Source organism: Marinobacterium nitratireducens (assembly GCF_014645375.1).
GTDB lineage: Bacteria > Pseudomonadota > Gammaproteobacteria > Pseudomonadales > Balneatricaceae > Marinobacterium_A > Marinobacterium_A nitratireducens.
The window spans coordinates 200,726-216,535 of record NZ_BMLT01000002.1; the positions used below are offsets into that span (position 1 = coordinate 200,726).

Genomic DNA, 15,810 nt, shown 5'->3' on the forward strand with positions numbered 1-15,810 from the left:
TGAGGAAACCGAGCCCCAGAACGAATCCCCCTGCATTCGCCCCCCTGACGTCCAAGGCGACGAAGATGTAATTATCGCTCCGGCGACTACTCCAATACATCAATAGGGCCAATTTCAGGATACCAATTTGTCGACCAAGGTTTCTGCACGCAGATGGGTATAGCGATTCAACATTTCCAGCGTCTTATGCCCGGTGATCGTCGCCACCTCCATTGTGTTCAGTCCCATCTCGAAGAACCGGCTCGTTGCCTCGTGGCGCAGATCGTGAAACCGAAGCCCCTTGATGCCAGCGCGTTTGCAGGCCCGCTCGAACGCTTGGGAGACACTATCGGCCTGGATGTTGAAGACCCGCCCCTGCTGCTGAACGCCAATACCTGCAGCCTTCAATACAGTGACAGCGCATTCAGAGAGCGGTACGTCACGTGGCACGCCGGTCTTCGTTTCGGGTATGTGCAGCGTCCGGGCGACCCAGTTGATATGTTGCCACTGGATCTTGACTAGCTCACCCCGGCGCATTGCTGTCTCTACTGCCAAGATCACGATTTGTTGTACCACTGGTGTTTCCGACAGCGCTTCCAGTAGCTGATCCATCTCACCAGCTCGCAGACGGCGATCACGACCACGGGGGCGTTTCGGCTTGCGTACCGTCGGAATACCCTTCGGGAACGGCACATCCCACTCCCGATAGGCGACATTGAGTACCTTGCTCAAAAGCGACAGCCGGTGCACAACGGTTGTGGGTCCCACGGTCTGTAATTGCTGATCTCTGAAGTCCGCCAAGTGTTGATTGGTGAGGTTGAACAGCGACACATGCCCCAGAGTGGCAATCACAGGCCGCGCTGTAGAGAGTTCTATGCGACGTTTGTGCTCATCCGCGATACTCGATAGGTAGCGCTCGATCGCGTCTCTAACGCTCATACGCTCGGCTACAGCGGTGTCGACAAAGACGCCCCGTTCCATCGCGGCTTCGACTTGCCGTGCCCATGCTGTGGCATCAGATTTGAGCGTGAATGACTTGGTCTGCGGCTTGTGTCCCTTGAGTCTGACCTGCGCTTGCCACTTGTTGCGTAACTTCCTGATTGTCGCCATGTTTCTGTCCGACACTTCATCATCTGAGACTGCTGATGACGATTCTAAGATGCCGGCAAAACGGTGTCGGGCTTGGAAGATAGGCAGTTGTGATCGGGCTATGGTTGTCAGAATGATGACTGTTCTGCTGGCGTTGAAGGCCGACGGAGTGGCTATCCTTCGATTGGCATTTATGGGTCATTGATACCCAAGAGGTGTCTCAGGAGAGCTTCTGCAGCAGCGACAGTCGTAGTCGGACTAGCACCGTCCGGATCGGGACGATACGTGGCTGAATGCGGTGGTAAGAAAAGTCAGTCCGGTGTGATCAGGTTGTGATCGGCACAGTCCCCGCGAACGGCAATGATGGGGTAAAACAAAGGGGAACCCGCGTGGTTACTGGTTCCCCTTGTTGTTCAGGGCGTGGGTGAACAACGGTGTCTGAGGCTGTTGGTCAGGTCTGAAGCTCGTCGGCAAGCCGCAGGCTGTCGGGAGTGTTCAGCTCACAGCACCCGCTCTCGGTCTACATCACGCACCCGCTGTGCCACCTGGTGCGCGACAGCAGTTACCTGTCCGGCCTCAAGTGTTCCTGCACGTAGCTTGGGTAGCTGTTGTGTCAGCTCAGCCGCATTCATGACAAATGGATCAACGGAGCGTTGTTTGCGCTCGATGTACCACCCGGGGAGGACTAGCACGCCCGCAACCGGGACTTCGAAGCCAGTGGCATCGGCAAGCCATTTGCGAACCGATTGCGCATTTCTCCGGGTTTGCTCCAGCGGCGCGCGTTCGATGTGATTCGGAAAATGAAGAGCGTTGCCTTCCAGTCGAACCTTGAACTGCTTGCTGCCGGAGTTTAGAGGCTTTGAACGCCCCTTCGTTTCGATCACGAAGACGCCGGACGGTGTGACAATCAGATGGTCGATGTTGAAGCCTTCAAACGGGATGTCGTGAAAGACGCGGTAAGGCCGCTCGGCGGGACGAATGATCTGCTCCAGCTCCTGACCTACTGCCATTTCGCATGCATAACCCAGTCTCAGGTGCCCAAGCTGCTTCACAATTTTGAGCGCCTTCCAGGCGTAGTACCCGACCGCTATTGCAGTGATGCCTGACAGTATCATCCAGGTTGCCAGGCTTGCCCTTTTGTCGAAGAACTCTGCCTGCATCAAGAGCATTAACGGCGCCAGTGTCGTCATGACGGGAATCGCCAAAAAGCACTCGGACAAATCGTCCTGCAGGGCGTCGATTTGCTTTTGTAGCGTGAAACCTGCCGGACGTAGCAGATTGGCGGTGAGCGGTGAAGTACGACTGCGCGACTGTAGCTTTCTCCGATACAGAATGACGCCAACCAGCAGCATCAGCGGACCGAGGAATAAGGTGAGGACAACGCCAACGGCGTAGAACGACGAAAGCCACTCCATGTGCTTCTATCCATCCGTGATCAGTCAGAGAAGGCATCATAGGCCGTTCCCCCGGAACCGCAAATAGGCGTCACTGTGATCAGATTGTGATCAGACGTAGTTTAGCCACTCGCAAGTGTTTCCATGCGCGCCCGTGGCTCGGGTGGATGGAGTAGCACTTTCCGAAGGTAAACAAGGACTTACAAGGGAAGGAAAAGATGGCGCGCCCGGAGGGATTCGAACCCCCGACCAACAGGATCGGAACCTGCTACTCTATCCAGCTGAGCTACGGGCGCGCAAAGGAAGTTGTTTGCAGGCGGCTATGTTACGGATTGCTAAGGCGTTTGCCAAGCCCTTTTCGTCGCGTGGGGAAGGCTGGTCAAAGGGTGATCATATTCGCTGTCACCGTTCTGTCACGACCGCCCTTTAGAGTTGCTTCTGAGCCGATCAGGACACGTATTGGCAGGGAGCAGGCCACGGATGGCGCTTTCCCGTTTGCGTTGTACTCTTAGCACCGCTCACCAAGCCACCCACCGCCCACCGCGATTCCTGCGGCACGATTCGCTGCGTTCAAGGTGCCCTACTATGATGCTAATTCCGCGCCCAAGCTGGCCGATGTGCAGGCTGCCCTGCGCAAGCGTTGCCTTGTCGCGGGGCGATAGGCGCTAAAGCCCCGTTTCCGTAATGGGCATTTGCCGGTATACTTTTGCGCCAATTACGCCATTGCGTCGTTGCCCCGGTTTTGCGGCTCCCTGTCGGAGCGTCCGGCGGTGAATCGAGGCGCAGAATTCTTGCAAAGTAATGAGGGTACTGACTGTGAACAAATTTGCGTCTGCGCTCTGCGCCCTGGGTCTGGGTGTTGCGCTGGTGGCCTCCGTCCAGGCGGCTACCGACAACGACAAGATCATCGAGCGGATCAAGCCGGTCGGCGAAGTCTGCATGGAAGGCGACGACAGCTGCGGCGGCGCGGCTGCGGCAGCTACCGCTTCTGCCGGCGGCGGGCGCAGCGGCGAAGAGGTTTACAACGCCAGTTGTGCGGCTTGCCACGGCACCGGCGTTGCTGGCGCACCGAAGTTCGGTACCAGCGACTGGACCGCTCGCGCTGAAAAGGGCATGGACACCCTGCTTGACCACGCCATCAACGGTATCAATGCGATGCCGCCGCGCGGCACCTGCGCCAGCTGCTCCGATGACGAGATCAAGGCTGCTATCGAGCACATGGTCAACAGCGCCGGTTAATATCTGCGCGTGACCGCCGTACCAACGAAACCCCGCAGCCGCGGGGTTTTGTTTTTATGGGGGCGCGGCCCAATTCGCGGCGGAGAAGTGCCCGTAAGTTTGGGTACGCCGCTCCTGCGATCGGAAATCTGATAGATATGGTGCGGTTCGTTGCGCTTACCGGCACCCTACCCGTCACCCGTCACCCGTCACCCGTCACCCGTCACCCGTCACCCGTCACCCGTCACCCCTGCAACTGCGCCCAGAAGGCACGGATCAGCGGGTTCTTGAGCTTCTTTTGCAGCGCGAACAGCCCGACCTCCAGCGGCGCCAGTTCCGGGCGCACGTCGAGCACCTTCACGCGCTCGGCCAGCGGGCTGTTGTCCAGCACGATGCGCGGCACCACGCCGATACCGAAGCCAAGGCTCACCATGCTGACGATGGCTTCGTTACCGGCGATTTGGGCGTAGATCCTGGGCTTCACTGCCAGCGCCCGGAACCATTCGTCGACCCTGTCGCGGGCGACGCCGCCTTCGGGCAGGATCATCGGCACCTCCGACCAGTCATCGGCGTTCGAGTGACCGGCGGGCGGCAGTTCGAAACCCAGGTCGCCGGTCGGGGCGATGAACAGCAGAGACGATTCCGCGATCGGTTTGAAGTCGAGCCCCGCGGGCAGGTTGTCGGGCCGGGCGGCAATGGCGATATCCTCGTCCCCGGCCTGGGCCCTTGCGATCGACTGGTCAGGGTCGCCGGTATGGAGCTTGATTTCGATACGCGGGTACTGATGGCGGAAACGGCTGAGTATCTCGTAGAGAAAGCTGTAGCTGGCGGTCACCGAGCAGTACATGCTGATCTCGCCGTGCAGTTCGTCCGCCTCGGCCAGCAGGGAGTTGCGTATCAGGTCCCACTGCGCCAGCGCCTCGCGGGCGTAATGCTGAAACAGCCGGCCTTCGTGGGTCAGGGTCACGGTGCGGTTGTCGCGCTCGAACAGCCGTACGCCCAGGTCGTCCTCGAGCTGCTTCAGGCTGCGGCTCAGGGTCGAAGGGCTGACGTGGCAGGCCTCGCTGGAACGCCCGAAGTGCAGCGTTTCCGAGAGGCTGAGAAAGAGCTGCAGGCTGCGGCTGTCCATGGGACTCCTTGTATTGCGGCAGACGGGATGCCCGCGATATTGTGTTGCGAATTATGAAATATAATGTTGCAAATATATCATTTTACGCAACGGTTTTTATCCCTTATCTTTGACGCCATCGAGTCGCCGGAGCCGCAACCGGCCACTTTGCAGCGAACACATTCACCCAGATTCAGGAATTCATCATGCAAGTCTATTACGACAAAGACTGTGATCTGTCGATCATCCAGGGCAAGAAAGTTTCCATCATCGGTTACGGCTCCCAGGGCCACGCCCACGCCTGCAACCTGAAGGATTCCGGTGTCGACGTCACCGTCGGTCTGCGTGCCGGTTCCGCTTCCCGCGCCAAGGCTGAAGGCGCTGGCCTGAAAGTTGCCGACGTGTCCGACGCCGTCGCGTCCGCCGATCTGGTCATGATCCTGACCCCGGACGAATTCCAGGGCCAGCTGTACCGTGAAGAGATCGAGCCGAACCTGAAGGAAGGCGCTACCCTGGCATTCGCGCACGGTTTCTCCATCCACTACAACCAGGTCGTGCCGCGCAAGGATCTGGACGTCATCATGATCGCGCCGAAGGCTCCGGGCCACACCGTTCGCTCCGAGTTCGTCAAGGGCGGCGGCATCCCCGACCTGGTAGCCGTTTTCCAGGACGTTTCCGGCAAGGCGAAAGACGTTGCCCTGTCCTACGCCAGCGGTGTCGGCGGCGGCCGTACCGGCATCATCGAAACCACCTTCAAGGACGAGACCGAAACCGACCTGTTCGGTGAGCAGGCTGTGCTGTGCGGCGGTGCGGTCGAACTGGTCAAGGCCGGTTTCGAAACCCTGACCGAAGCCGGTTACGCGCCGGAAATGGCCTACTTCGAGTGTCTGCACGAGCTCAAGCTGATCGTCGACCTGATGTACGAAGGCGGCATCGCCAACATGAACTACTCGATCTCCAACAACGCCGAGTACGGTGAGTACGTTACCGGTCCGGAGGTCATCAACGACGAATCCCGCGCTGCCATGCGTAACGCTCTGAAGCGCATCCAGAACGGCGAATACGCCAAGATGTTTGTACAGGAAGGCGCCTCCAACTACGCTTCCATGACCGCTTACCGTCGCAACAACGCTGCTCACCCGATCGAGCAGGTCGGCGAGCGTCTGCGTGCGATGATGCCGTGGATCTCTGCCAACAAGCTGGTCGACAAAGAGAAGAACTAAGTCTCCTCCTTGCCAGCGCCGCGCACGTAAGTGCGCGGTTGACGACAGAACCGGTACCGGGCGCAGGCCCGCTACCGGTTTTTTGTTTTCGGGGAGGACTGGCCGGATCTCCGGAATTGCGGCTTTTTCTTGATCGTTTCGCCGATTGGGGTGATCATTTCAGTTAACGCTAAACCAACCGAACCGGGACTACAGCATGGAGCGCTCCCCCGCCGCCCTCATTCCGCGCCCTCATCTGATGAGCAACCTTGTTGTCTGGGTACTGGCGACCCTGTTGTTCGTGGTCTGTGTGCTGAACCTGGAATATCGTCGCCTCGATGCGCGGGTCGACAAGGTAGCCGACAACCTGCGCCATCACCTGGCCATGCAGCTGAACCTGCGGGAGCTGTCGCTCGAGAGTTTTTCGCACCATCTCTCCACGCTTCCCGTCCTGGATCTCGAGCTGGCCCGAAATTACGCCGCGCGTCTGCTGCAGCACCATCCGCAGATCTATATGCTGGCGCTAGCCAGCCAAGTGCCGGCGGGCGAGCGCCGGCGGTTCGAAAAGGATATGAGCGAGTTCAGCGCGCGTGGCTTCAGTATCCATCCGCCGCGCGAGGGAGGGGCCACGCTGCCGCCGGCCTATTATCCGGTGGTGCTGCTGGAGCCGGAGCTTCCCGAGGCGCGGGGCCTGCTTGGCATGGACATGGCGGAAAGCTCGTCGGTCCTGAGTGGCCTGCTCGGAGGAGTCAAGGATGGCGGTCTGTCCCGTCCCATCGCGCTTGCCGATAACCGCGGCTATCTGCTCTACCATGCGGTCGACAGCGGGTTCGGACATGGCGCACCGCCAACCATCCACGGCTATCAGCATTATGCATTGCTGGTAGTGCGTGCGTCCGCGCTGCTGCCGGGCTGGGCACTCGATATGCCCGGGCTGCAGCTGCGGCTGCGTCACCCCGACAGCTCGCTCGGCGAGCGGGGGCTGTTGCTGGAGCATCGCAGCGAAGCCAGTCAGTTGCTGCCGCTGCCGGTTTTCGAACGGGTAATCGACATGGACGACGAGCAGCAGCCGCTGCGGCTCGAGATAGAGTACCTGCCGTCCTGGCAGGCGCTGGACATCTGGCTGCTAGCCGGGCTCTTCGTTGCTGGCTTGCTGCTGGTGGCCCAGGCGGGATGGATCTTGCTGAGGGTGAGCCGCGCCCGTCACCGGTTGCTGGAGCAGCAGCAGACCCTGTATCAGAAGGCCCACTTCGACCACCTGACCGGCCTGCCCAATACCAACCTGCTGATCGACCGTCTGGAACAGGCGATCCGGTCGGCGCAACGCACGTCGAGCCGGGTGGCGGTGTTCTTTCTCGACCTTGACGAATTCAAGCGGGTCAACGACCTCTGGGGCCATGATGTCGGTGACCAGTTGCTGATCCAGATCGGGGTGCGGCTGCGCGAGTCGATGCGGGGCGAGGATACGGTGGCGCGTATCCATGGCGACGAATTCATCGTGCTGATTCCGATGCTGGACGGCGACGAGCAGTTGCGCCGGGTGCGTTACAAGCTCGAGTTGCTGTTCGAGGCGCCTTTCCGCGTCGGCGATATCGAACTGAGACAAACCGGCAGTATCGGTCTGGCGGTGTACCCGGACGATGCGAACGACGCCGAGGAGCTGCTGGGACTGGCGGATCGCGAGATGTACCAGCACAAGAACACCCGGGACGGTGGCGATGTGTCTGCGGCGGTCGGCGGCTGACAGCCATTACGGCGTGCCACCTGCGCCGTTGGAGTTGACAGCTTTTCGCGGCGGTGTCGAAAATGGTCGTGTTCATGCCGCTACGGAGGCCCCGTGAACTGGACAACCTACAGCGAAGCCTGCGCCCGCAATCAGCGCCCTATTCTGGAGCGTCTGGCGCCGCTGCTCGCGAACAGCTGCCGGCTGCTGGAGATAGGCAGCGGTACCGGGCAGCACGCGGTGCACTTTAGCGCCGCGATGCCGGCGCTTGGCTGGCAGCCCACCGATCTGGCGGCGAACCTGGCGTCACTGCGTATCAATCTGGCCCGAAACGGATGCGACAACATTTTGCCGCCGCTGGAGCTGGATGTCCGTACGGAGCGCTGGCCGGCTGGACCCTGGGATGCGGTGTTCAGCGCCAATACGCTGCATATCGTCGGCTGGTCGGAAGTGGAGGCGCTGATGGCCGGCGTCGGGCGGGTGCTGGCGCCGGGCGGTCTGCTGTGCGTCTACGGGCCCTTCCGCTACGGAGGCGACTATAGCAGCCCCAGCAATGCCGAGTTCGATCGCTGGCTGCGGTTGCGCGATCCGCACAGCGGCATCCGCGATTTCGAAGCGGTGGACGCGCTGGCACGGGCCGCGGGCCTGACGCTCGAGCACGACTTTGCCATGCCCGCCAACAACCAGTTGCTGGTATGGCGGCGCGGTGCCGCAGCATCATCCATCTAGCTGGCGCGAAGCCAGGCAGACCCCGCCCCTGCCTGCTATCCTGCGTTTTCGATCGTCCGGTGCCTCGGGGTGCAACGCTCAGTCGTGACCTCTCCACCCCGGTATTTTTTTGACGATTTTCCCTCATTTTCGGAGCTGTTGGCGTCATTCGTGTCTTTCGGGTTGACACAGCGGCGCCAAGGTGACAATCTTTTCTTAATTGATCGTTTAATTAAAAAAGAGGATGTGCATCGCATGCCCAAAGTCGGGATGCCGGAGATCAGAAAGCCGCAGCTGATCAACGCCACCATGGAGGCCATCGACTCCCACGGACTGCAGAAGGCCAGCGTGGCTGTCATCAGCCGGTACGCCGGCGTCTCTCCGGCCATCATCAACCACTATTTCGGCGGCAAGGATGGCCTGATGGAGGCGACGATGCGTTCGGTGCTGAGGCAGTTGTCCGAAGGCGTACGCGAGCGTCTGGCCGCGACCGACGAGGGCGATACCGTGGGCCGGATCAAGGCAATTGTCGGCGGGAACTTCGACCCGAGCCAGATCGACCGCAAGGTGGTCAAGACCTGGCTGGCGTTCTGGTCTCAGGCGATGCACCACCCGCAGCTGTTCCGGCTACAGCGCGTCAACGAGCAGCGCCTGCTGTCCCATCTGCGGCGCGAACTCAAGCAGGTGCTGGATCCGGAGCGTGCCCAGTTCGTCGCCCAGGGAATCGCGGCCCTGATCGATGGCATCTGGTTGCGCGGCGCCCTGGCGCCGGAAGGCATCAACAGCGATCTGGCACAGCGAATCATCACCGATTACCTCGAGCGGCAGTTGCCGCCGGCGATCGGTAAATCCTAATTCAAGCGCAGGACCCAACAGACATCATGAACACTATTACCCAGTACATTCATGGCCGCTGCCGGGACGCGGCGAGCGGCGAAACCTTCGAATCCCGCAATCCGTCCACCGGCGAGGTGCTGGCACAGATTCAGCAGGCCGCCGAGGCGGATGTCGAGGCAGCAATTGCCTCCGCCAAAGAAGGCTTTGCGGTCTGGTCGGCAATGACCGGTACCGAACGCAGCCGCATTCTGCTGCGCGCCGTCGAGTTGCTGCGCGAACGCAACGATGAACTCGCGCGTCTGGAGGTGCTCGATACCGGCAAGCCGCTGCAGGAAGCCGAGGTCGTGGATATCCACACCGGCGCCGACGTGCTCGAGTACTACGCAGGCCTTGCCGGCAAGATTCAGGGTGATTACCAGGATCTGGGTAATGGCAATTTCTACTACACCCGGCGCGAGCCGCTGGGTATCTGCGCCGGTATCGGCGCCTGGAATTACCCGATCCAGATCGCCTGCTGGAAGTCGGCGCCGGCGCTGGCGGCGGGCAATGTCATGATCTTCAAGCCGTCCGAGGAAACCCCGCTGACGGCGATGAAACTGGCCGAGATCTTCACCGAGGCCGGTGTGCCGGACGGCGTTTTCAACGTCGTCCAGGGCGACGGCCGCGTTGGTTCCATGCTGACTCACCATCCGGATATCGCCAAGGTCTCCTTTACCGGCGAGTGCGGTACCGGCAAGCGTGTAATGGGCGCCGCCGCGACGACGCTGAAGTCGGTCACCATGGAACTGGGTGGCAAGTCGCCGATGATCGTGTTCCCGGATACCAGGGTCGAAACCGCGGTTTCCGGCGCCTTGCTGGCCAACTTCTACACCCAGGGCGAGGTCTGCACCCACGGAACCCGTGTATTCGTGCACGATGATATCTACGATGCCTTCCTCGAAGAGCTGGAGACGCGTACCCGCGCGCTGCGTATCGGCGATCCGCTGGATCCGGACACCCAGATCGGCGCCCTGATTTCCGAAAAGCACCTTGAAAAGGTACTGGGCTACGTCGACGCGGCGCAGCAGGCCGGTGCCCGCCTCGTCTGCGGCGGACGTCGTGCCTCGATCGCAGGTCACGAGAACGGTTGCTTCGTCGAGCCGACGGTCTTCGCCGACTGCAGCGACGATATGCCAAACGTGCGCGATGAAATCTTCGGTCCGGTGATGTCGGTGCTGCGCTTCAGCGACGAAGACGAAGTGATCCGTCGCGCCAACGACACCCGAGTGGGTCTGGCCGCCGGCGTCTTCACCCGCGATATCGGCCGCGCCCACCGTGTAATCGCACAGCTGCAGGCCGGCATATGCTGGATCAACACCTGGGGCGCCTCGCCGGCGGAGATGCCGGTGGGCGGTTACAAGGAGTCCGGTATCGGTCGTGAGAACGGCATCGAGAGCCTTTATCACTATACCCAGACCAAAAGCGTATTCGTCGAACTTGGCGAGCTCGAAAGCCCTTACTGACACCGCCAGTTCAAGCCAAACCGGGTCATCGGGCGGGAGACGAGCTTCCCGCCTTTGCCCGTCTGAACACAGCAGCGCGTTGGCTCACAAGAGCCTCTGCCAGGGACGGCAACCTTATGCTCAGGGACGAGCATTTTTCCACGCCCCTCCTCCTCCATCCTTGGATAAATCTGTGGAAACTGTGGGTATGATGTCTGCAGCCTGTCTTTGATTCTTTTCCACAGGCCGTATATAACCACTTTGGCTGCTTCCTTGATCAATTTCCACAGCGACAGCTACCACGGGCTCTGTATGCAAGTGCCGGGCAGTTGCCACATGGCTATCCACAGGGTGGTAAACAGATATTGTGCATAGTTTGACGGCTCTTTATGGGTAAGGTTATCCACTATTCTGTTATGCACAGGCCCGGAGGCAATGCGATATTACGCCAGGCGTAGCGGCGCCCCGCCGCGAATGATCGGGCACGGTGCCAAACCTGTTCGCCGCGGGGCGCGCCTCCTACGATGGGTGCCGAATATCCGGTTTCCGTGGGAGCGGCATCTCGCCGCGAATGACCGCTCAACCCAGGGCTAATCGCAAAGCTAAATACCAGCCAAGGCCTGTTTATTGCTGTTTACAATCCTGAACTGTGCTGTTTATAAGTTGTTAGTTAAAGTTATCAACGCTCTGGATATCGTTTCCCACAGGGCACTTTCACGGTTTTGGGTGTTCTGGTGATCAATTCCCTCAGCGCCAGACACCATGCGGGTTGTGGGTATCTTTAAGGTGTTTGTCACTAGCTTATTCACAGGGCTGCAAACAGAAATTGTGTGTATATTTCGTGGTGTGAATACTTGGCTTTATGCACAGCCTGTTTATCTACAGGATTGCCGTGTCGCAGATTGCTGCAGCCAGGCGCGTCCGACCAGGTAGAGCACCAGGCCGTTCAACAGGTGCCAGGGAAAGTGGGTGCCAACAGGAAGCGCAGCGCAGAGCTCGAGATCCAGGGTGCGAAACGTCAGAGACAGCAGCAGTGTTGCCGAGGCCTGTAACAGCAACCAGGGCTCGCGGCCGTGTCGGCAGTGCCAGAAGCCGAGACCGGTGAGAAACAGCAGTGCGGGCAGGTAGAGGATGGACCGGTTCAGCAGCGTCGGATCCAGGTACATCAACGCGCCGGCGGCAAGGAAAAGGCCGAGCAGCGCAACAGACCAACCCCTGCTCAGACCGATCTCTACCCGGGCATAGATCCACAGAAACCAGAGCTGGAACAGCAGGATCGGAATGACATCCATCCAGCGGGCCCAGGCAGTGGCGAACGTATGGTAGAGGCTGCTGCCGGTGCCGATGCAAAGCAGCAGGACAAGCAACAGACCGCCCTCGACGCCGAAACCGCCCTCCCGGCGCGCCAGTCGCCACAGCGCCCAGGCGGCAACGAAGAATGCCAGATTGCTCAGGGCATTGAATGGCTCGCCCAGCAGCCCCGGGCTCAGGCGTTCGCAGTATTCGTCGAGCATGCATCAGGCTCCGGTTGAGTGACGGAAAGCGGCTGTGATGACAGGTAATCGACAATGAGTTGCCATCATCGTAGTCCAAGCTGTATGCAGTATCGCTGCAGCGGGCTTGAGCATGCCCGCCAGGGCCAGGGCGTCGTGTAACCCATCGGGACGTTCGTTTGGGCACGAGGGTAATCCGGGGCACGATGGGTTACGCCGCCGGTACGACGGGGCGCACCGACAGGGCGGTGCCATGGCGGCTGCACCCATCCTACGCCGATCTGATCGTAGGATGGGTAAAACGGCGCGCTGCAGCGGGCTTGCGTCTGCCTGCCAGGGCCAGGGCGTCGTATAACCCATCGGGCAGTCTAGCGAGGCTTTAAAGTAAGGTGGTGCCCAGAGGCGGACCAAATCGTCGGGAACGATTTGGCGCGTAAGCCCGAAGGGTTGGTCACAGGGACGTGATCAACAATCGAACCGGTTCGATGACGCAGCGCGGTCTGTCCGGACACAAAAAAGCCCCACTATTGCTAGCGAGGCTTTAAAGTAAGGTGGTGCCCAGAGGCGGAATCGAACCACCGACACGGGGATTTTCAATCCCCTGCTCTACCGACTGAGCTATCTGGGCAACTCAAGAGGCGCGTATTGTGCCCCGCCAGACGGCAGCTGTCAACGCAATTTCTTCAATTTTTTCAGGCACTTTGCGATTTCTGCCGCTACTGCCCGGGGTTGGTTATTCCTTGTGCAGCGGTTCCTCGATCAGCTCCGGGTGTCCGGTCTGCTTGGCGTGTTCGAGACGGTGATGCAGGCCGCTCTTGGCCAGCATGTGCGCGCTGACCGGGGCCGTGATCAGCAGGAAGATGGTGATCAGCACCTCGTAGATGCTCAGGGAGCCGCTGGACCAGGTCGAGAGCACCATCGAGCCGATCAGCAGGCAGCCGACGCCCAGGGTCGTGGCCTTGGTCGGCGCGTGCAGGCGGGTGTAGAAGTCGGGAAGGCGGGCCAGGCCGACCGAGCCCAGCAGCACGAATACCCCGCCGACCAGCAAAAACAGCGAAACGATCAGTTCTATCCAGAATGGCATAGCGGGTTCCTATTCGATGATGTCGCCGCGCAGCAGGTACTTGCACACCGCCACGGTGCCGATGAAGCCGAGCATCGCGATCAGCAGTGCCGCTTCGAAATACAGCGAGCCGCTCTGCCAGATGCCGTAGAGAATGATCAGCGCGCTGCTGTTGATGTACATGGTATCCAGCGCCAGGGTGCGGTCCGGCACTCCGGGACCGGCCTGGAGGCTCCAGAAGTTCAGTATCAGCGCCAGGCTGACCATCGCGAAAACCACCGGCAATACCCAGCTCAGCATGCGAAAATCTCCTTCAGCGGCTTTTCGTAGCGCGTCTTGATGGTGCTGATGAGTTCCTCCTCGTCTTCGAGGTGCAGTACATGCAGCAGCAGGCGCGAGCGGTCGTCCGAGACGTCTGCGCTGACCGTGCCCGGGGTCAGGGTAATGGTGCTGGCGAGCACGGTGATCGGCAGGTCTCCGCTGATATCCAGCGGCACCTCGACGAACGACGGCCGCAGGGCCATGTGCGGGCGGATGATCAGCCGCGCAACCTGCAGGTTGGCGACCAGAATGTCACCCAGCACCCGGAACAGGTAAAGCAGCGCCTTGACCGGCCTGCGGATACCGGGGTGAGGGTTGCGCAGCCGGTTGGTGAGCAGCGGAATCAGGATCGCCAGCAGTGCGCCGAGCAGGATATGGCCGGGCGACACGGACTTGTTGAGCAGTAGCCAGACCACAAACAGCAGCAGGCTGTGTCCGGGCGTTGGAAGTAGTAGCTTGCGCATCAGTTCGAGCCCTCCGCGAGCGAGGTCCGGAGCACGCCGCCAATCTGCCCCGGAACGTCATGCAGCTGCTGCGCGGTGGCGTCGGTGAGTTCGGTCAGCGGGCCGCCGAACAGCGACATCAGTACCGGTGTGGATAGCAGCAGTATCACGGCGGTCAGCTGGGCCCTGTCGACCGGTGTCACGACCGGTTTTTCACCGGTGATGTGCCAGAACAGGTTGGAGCCGGCGCGGGACAGCTTGATCAGCGCGACCAGGCTGCTGATCAGCAGCACCGGCCAGAACCATTGCATCTCGCTGACAGCCAGTGCCGATTTCATCAGCAGGGCCTTGCCGACGAAACCGGACAGCGGCGGCATACCGATCACCGCCAGGGCGCCGATCAGGTACAGGATGCTGAGCCATTTGCCCTGATGCATGGGGCGGGCGGCGATGAGCCGGTCGCCGGCCTTGCCGCGCTGGCGGCCGATCAGGTCGGCAAGCAGGAACAGGCCTGCGCTGACCAGGGTGGTGTGGATCAGGTAGTACAGCGCCGCCGAGGTTGCGGCTTCGCGCTCGAGGCCAATGCCGGCGAGCAGGGTGCCGACCGAGATGATGATCAGGTGCGCCACCAGGCGGCGCATGTCCTTGGCCGCGAGCACACCGATGCCGCCGATCGTCAGGGTCAGCAGCGACAGCCACCAGAGCCAGGGACCGGCAAGGCCCGAGAGATCGCCGGCGGAGTCGCCGAAGACCACGGTGAAGACCCGCAGGATGGCGTAGATGCCGACCTTGGTCATGATGGCGAACAGCGCCGCTACTGCCGGCGCGGCGGCGGAATAGGCCGCCGGCAGCCAGAACTGCAGTGGCAGTATCGCGGCCTTGAGACCGAACACGATCAGCAGCATCAAGCCGCCCGCCTTGACCAGCGGCAGATCGGCCGGATCCACAAGCTGCACCTGGCGCGCCATGTCGGCGATATTGAGCGTGCCCAGGGTGCCGTAGAGAATTCCCAGGGCGAACAGGAAGACCGCCGAACCTGCCAGGTTGAGGATCACGTAGTGCAGGCCCGCGCGGGTGCGCCGCTTGCCGCCGCCAAACATCAGCAGGCCGTAGGACGCGATCAGCAACACCTCGAAGAATACGAACAGGTTGAAGATGTCCCCGGTCAGGAAGGCGCCGTTGATGCCCAGCAGCTGGAACTGCATCAGTGGCTGAAAGAAGGAGCCTTCTTCCTCGGACGGGCCGAAGGTATAGAGCAGCGAACAGAACGCCAGCACCGAAGTGAGCAGCACCAGCAGGGTGCTGAGGCGGTCGCCGACCAGCGCGATGCCGAACGGTGGCGCCCAGTTGCCCAGGTGGTAAACGATAATCTCGCCCGGCCTGGCCTCAACGACCAGCAGGATCGAGATCAGGATCATGGCGGAGGCCAGCCCCAGGGCGAAGTTGCGCTGGCGCACGCGGCTTTTGCTGAGCGGTGGCAGCAGCATCAGCAGGCCACCGAGCAATGGCAGAATCAGCGGCAGTATCAGCAGATGATCCATCAGCTGCGATCCCCCCCCATGGTATTGACCGGCAGCTTGCCGTCGACGTGGTCATTGCCGAGGTCGCCTGTGAAGGGACGCATGGCCGGTCTGGTCATCGCTCCTTGAATCGTCATGTGCGATCCCCCCCCATGGTATTGACCGGCAGCCTGCCGTCGACGTGGTCATTGCCGAGGTCGCCTGTGAAGGGACGCATGGCCGGTCTGGTCA

The 15,810-nt window shown here is 60.9% G+C and carries 14 protein-coding genes and 2 tRNA genes; 6 read left to right on the forward strand and 10 right to left on the reverse strand.

Going from position 1 to position 15,810, the window contains the following annotated elements:
- Positions 1-114 precede the first annotated feature (114 nt).
- The 3 genes from IEX85_RS03870 to IEX85_RS03880 form a co-directional block, all read right to left on the reverse strand.
- The gene (locus tag IEX85_RS03870; protein WP_188858504.1) at positions 115-1,089 is read right to left on the reverse strand and encodes an integrase; all 975 of its coding nucleotides are present in this window, start codon (positions 1,087-1,089) and stop codon (positions 115-117) included.
- Positions 1,090-1,568: 479 nt separating this feature from the next.
- Complete coding sequence (locus IEX85_RS03875) at positions 1,569-2,483, reverse strand: nuclease-related domain-containing protein (protein WP_188858506.1); 915 nt, start codon at positions 2,481-2,483, stop codon at positions 1,569-1,571.
- Positions 2,484-2,681: 198 nt separating this feature from the next.
- Positions 2,682-2,758, reverse strand: a tRNA-Arg gene (locus IEX85_RS03880).
- A 520-nt stretch (positions 2,759-3,278) separates the two neighbouring features.
- Here IEX85_RS03880 and IEX85_RS03885 point away from each other — a divergent pair.
- Positions 3,279-3,701, forward strand: a complete 423-nt coding sequence (locus IEX85_RS03885) for a c-type cytochrome (protein ID WP_229721784.1) — start codon at positions 3,279-3,281, stop codon at positions 3,699-3,701.
- A gap of 223 nt (positions 3,702-3,924) precedes the next feature.
- Here the strand turns inward: IEX85_RS03885 and ilvY are convergent, their stop codons facing one another.
- Positions 3,925-4,809, reverse strand: coding sequence for an HTH-type transcriptional activator IlvY (ilvY, locus tag IEX85_RS03890; RefSeq protein WP_188858510.1), 885 nt, complete (start codon positions 4,807-4,809; stop codon positions 3,925-3,927).
- A gap of 185 nt (positions 4,810-4,994) precedes the next feature.
- Between ilvY and ilvC the strand changes: the two genes are divergently transcribed.
- The 5 genes from ilvC to betB all read left to right on the forward strand — a co-directional run bounded on the left by ilvC (position 4,995) and on the right by betB (position 10,760).
- Positions 4,995-6,011 (forward strand): ketol-acid reductoisomerase, encoded by a 1,017-nt coding sequence (gene ilvC / locus IEX85_RS03895; protein ID WP_188858512.1) that lies wholly within the window; start codon positions 4,995-4,997, stop codon positions 6,009-6,011.
- A gap of 196 nt (positions 6,012-6,207) precedes the next feature.
- Complete coding sequence (locus IEX85_RS03900) at positions 6,208-7,734, forward strand: diguanylate cyclase domain-containing protein (RefSeq protein WP_188858520.1); 1,527 nt, start codon at positions 6,208-6,210, stop codon at positions 7,732-7,734.
- A gap of 93 nt (positions 7,735-7,827) precedes the next feature.
- Complete coding sequence (locus tag IEX85_RS03905) at positions 7,828-8,442, forward strand: DUF938 domain-containing protein (RefSeq protein ID WP_188858522.1); 615 nt, start codon at positions 7,828-7,830, stop codon at positions 8,440-8,442.
- A gap of 234 nt (positions 8,443-8,676) precedes the next feature.
- Positions 8,677-9,276, forward strand: a complete 600-nt coding sequence (betI, locus tag IEX85_RS03910) for a transcriptional regulator BetI (RefSeq protein ID WP_188858524.1) — start codon at positions 8,677-8,679, stop codon at positions 9,274-9,276.
- A gap of 26 nt (positions 9,277-9,302) precedes the next feature.
- The gene (gene betB / locus IEX85_RS03915; RefSeq protein WP_188858526.1) at positions 9,303-10,760 is read left to right on the forward strand and encodes a betaine-aldehyde dehydrogenase; all 1,458 of its coding nucleotides are present in this window, start codon (positions 9,303-9,305) and stop codon (positions 10,758-10,760) included.
- A gap of 854 nt (positions 10,761-11,614) precedes the next feature.
- On the opposite strand, the gene IEX85_RS03920 is transcribed toward betB, so the two are convergent.
- From IEX85_RS03920 to IEX85_RS03945, 6 genes are all read right to left on the reverse strand, one after another.
- Complete coding sequence (locus IEX85_RS03920) at positions 11,615-12,253, reverse strand: ceramidase domain-containing protein (protein ID WP_188858528.1); 639 nt, start codon at positions 12,251-12,253, stop codon at positions 11,615-11,617.
- Between the two features lie 531 nt (positions 12,254-12,784).
- Positions 12,785-12,860, reverse strand: a tRNA-Phe gene (locus IEX85_RS03925).
- Positions 12,861-12,965: 105 nt separating this feature from the next.
- Positions 12,966-13,316 (reverse strand): Na+/H+ antiporter subunit G, encoded by a 351-nt coding sequence (locus IEX85_RS03930; protein WP_188858530.1) that lies wholly within the window; start codon positions 13,314-13,316, stop codon positions 12,966-12,968.
- A gap of 9 nt (positions 13,317-13,325) precedes the next feature.
- Positions 13,326-13,595: a K+/H+ antiporter subunit F gene (locus IEX85_RS03935; RefSeq protein WP_188858532.1), complete on the reverse strand. Its 270-nt coding sequence runs from the start codon at positions 13,593-13,595 to the stop codon at positions 13,326-13,328.
- Positions 13,589-14,080, reverse strand: a complete 492-nt coding sequence (locus IEX85_RS03940; RefSeq protein ID WP_188858534.1) for a Na+/H+ antiporter subunit E — start codon at positions 14,078-14,080, stop codon at positions 13,589-13,591. Before IEX85_RS03940 ends, IEX85_RS03935 begins: the two co-directional genes overlap by 7 nt.
- Positions 14,080-15,600 (reverse strand): monovalent cation/H+ antiporter subunit D, encoded by a 1,521-nt coding sequence (locus tag IEX85_RS03945; protein WP_188858536.1) that lies wholly within the window; start codon positions 15,598-15,600, stop codon positions 14,080-14,082. The genes IEX85_RS03940 and IEX85_RS03945 overlap by 1 nt, the downstream gene beginning before the upstream one ends.
- Between the last annotated feature and the right edge of the window lie 210 nt (positions 15,601-15,810).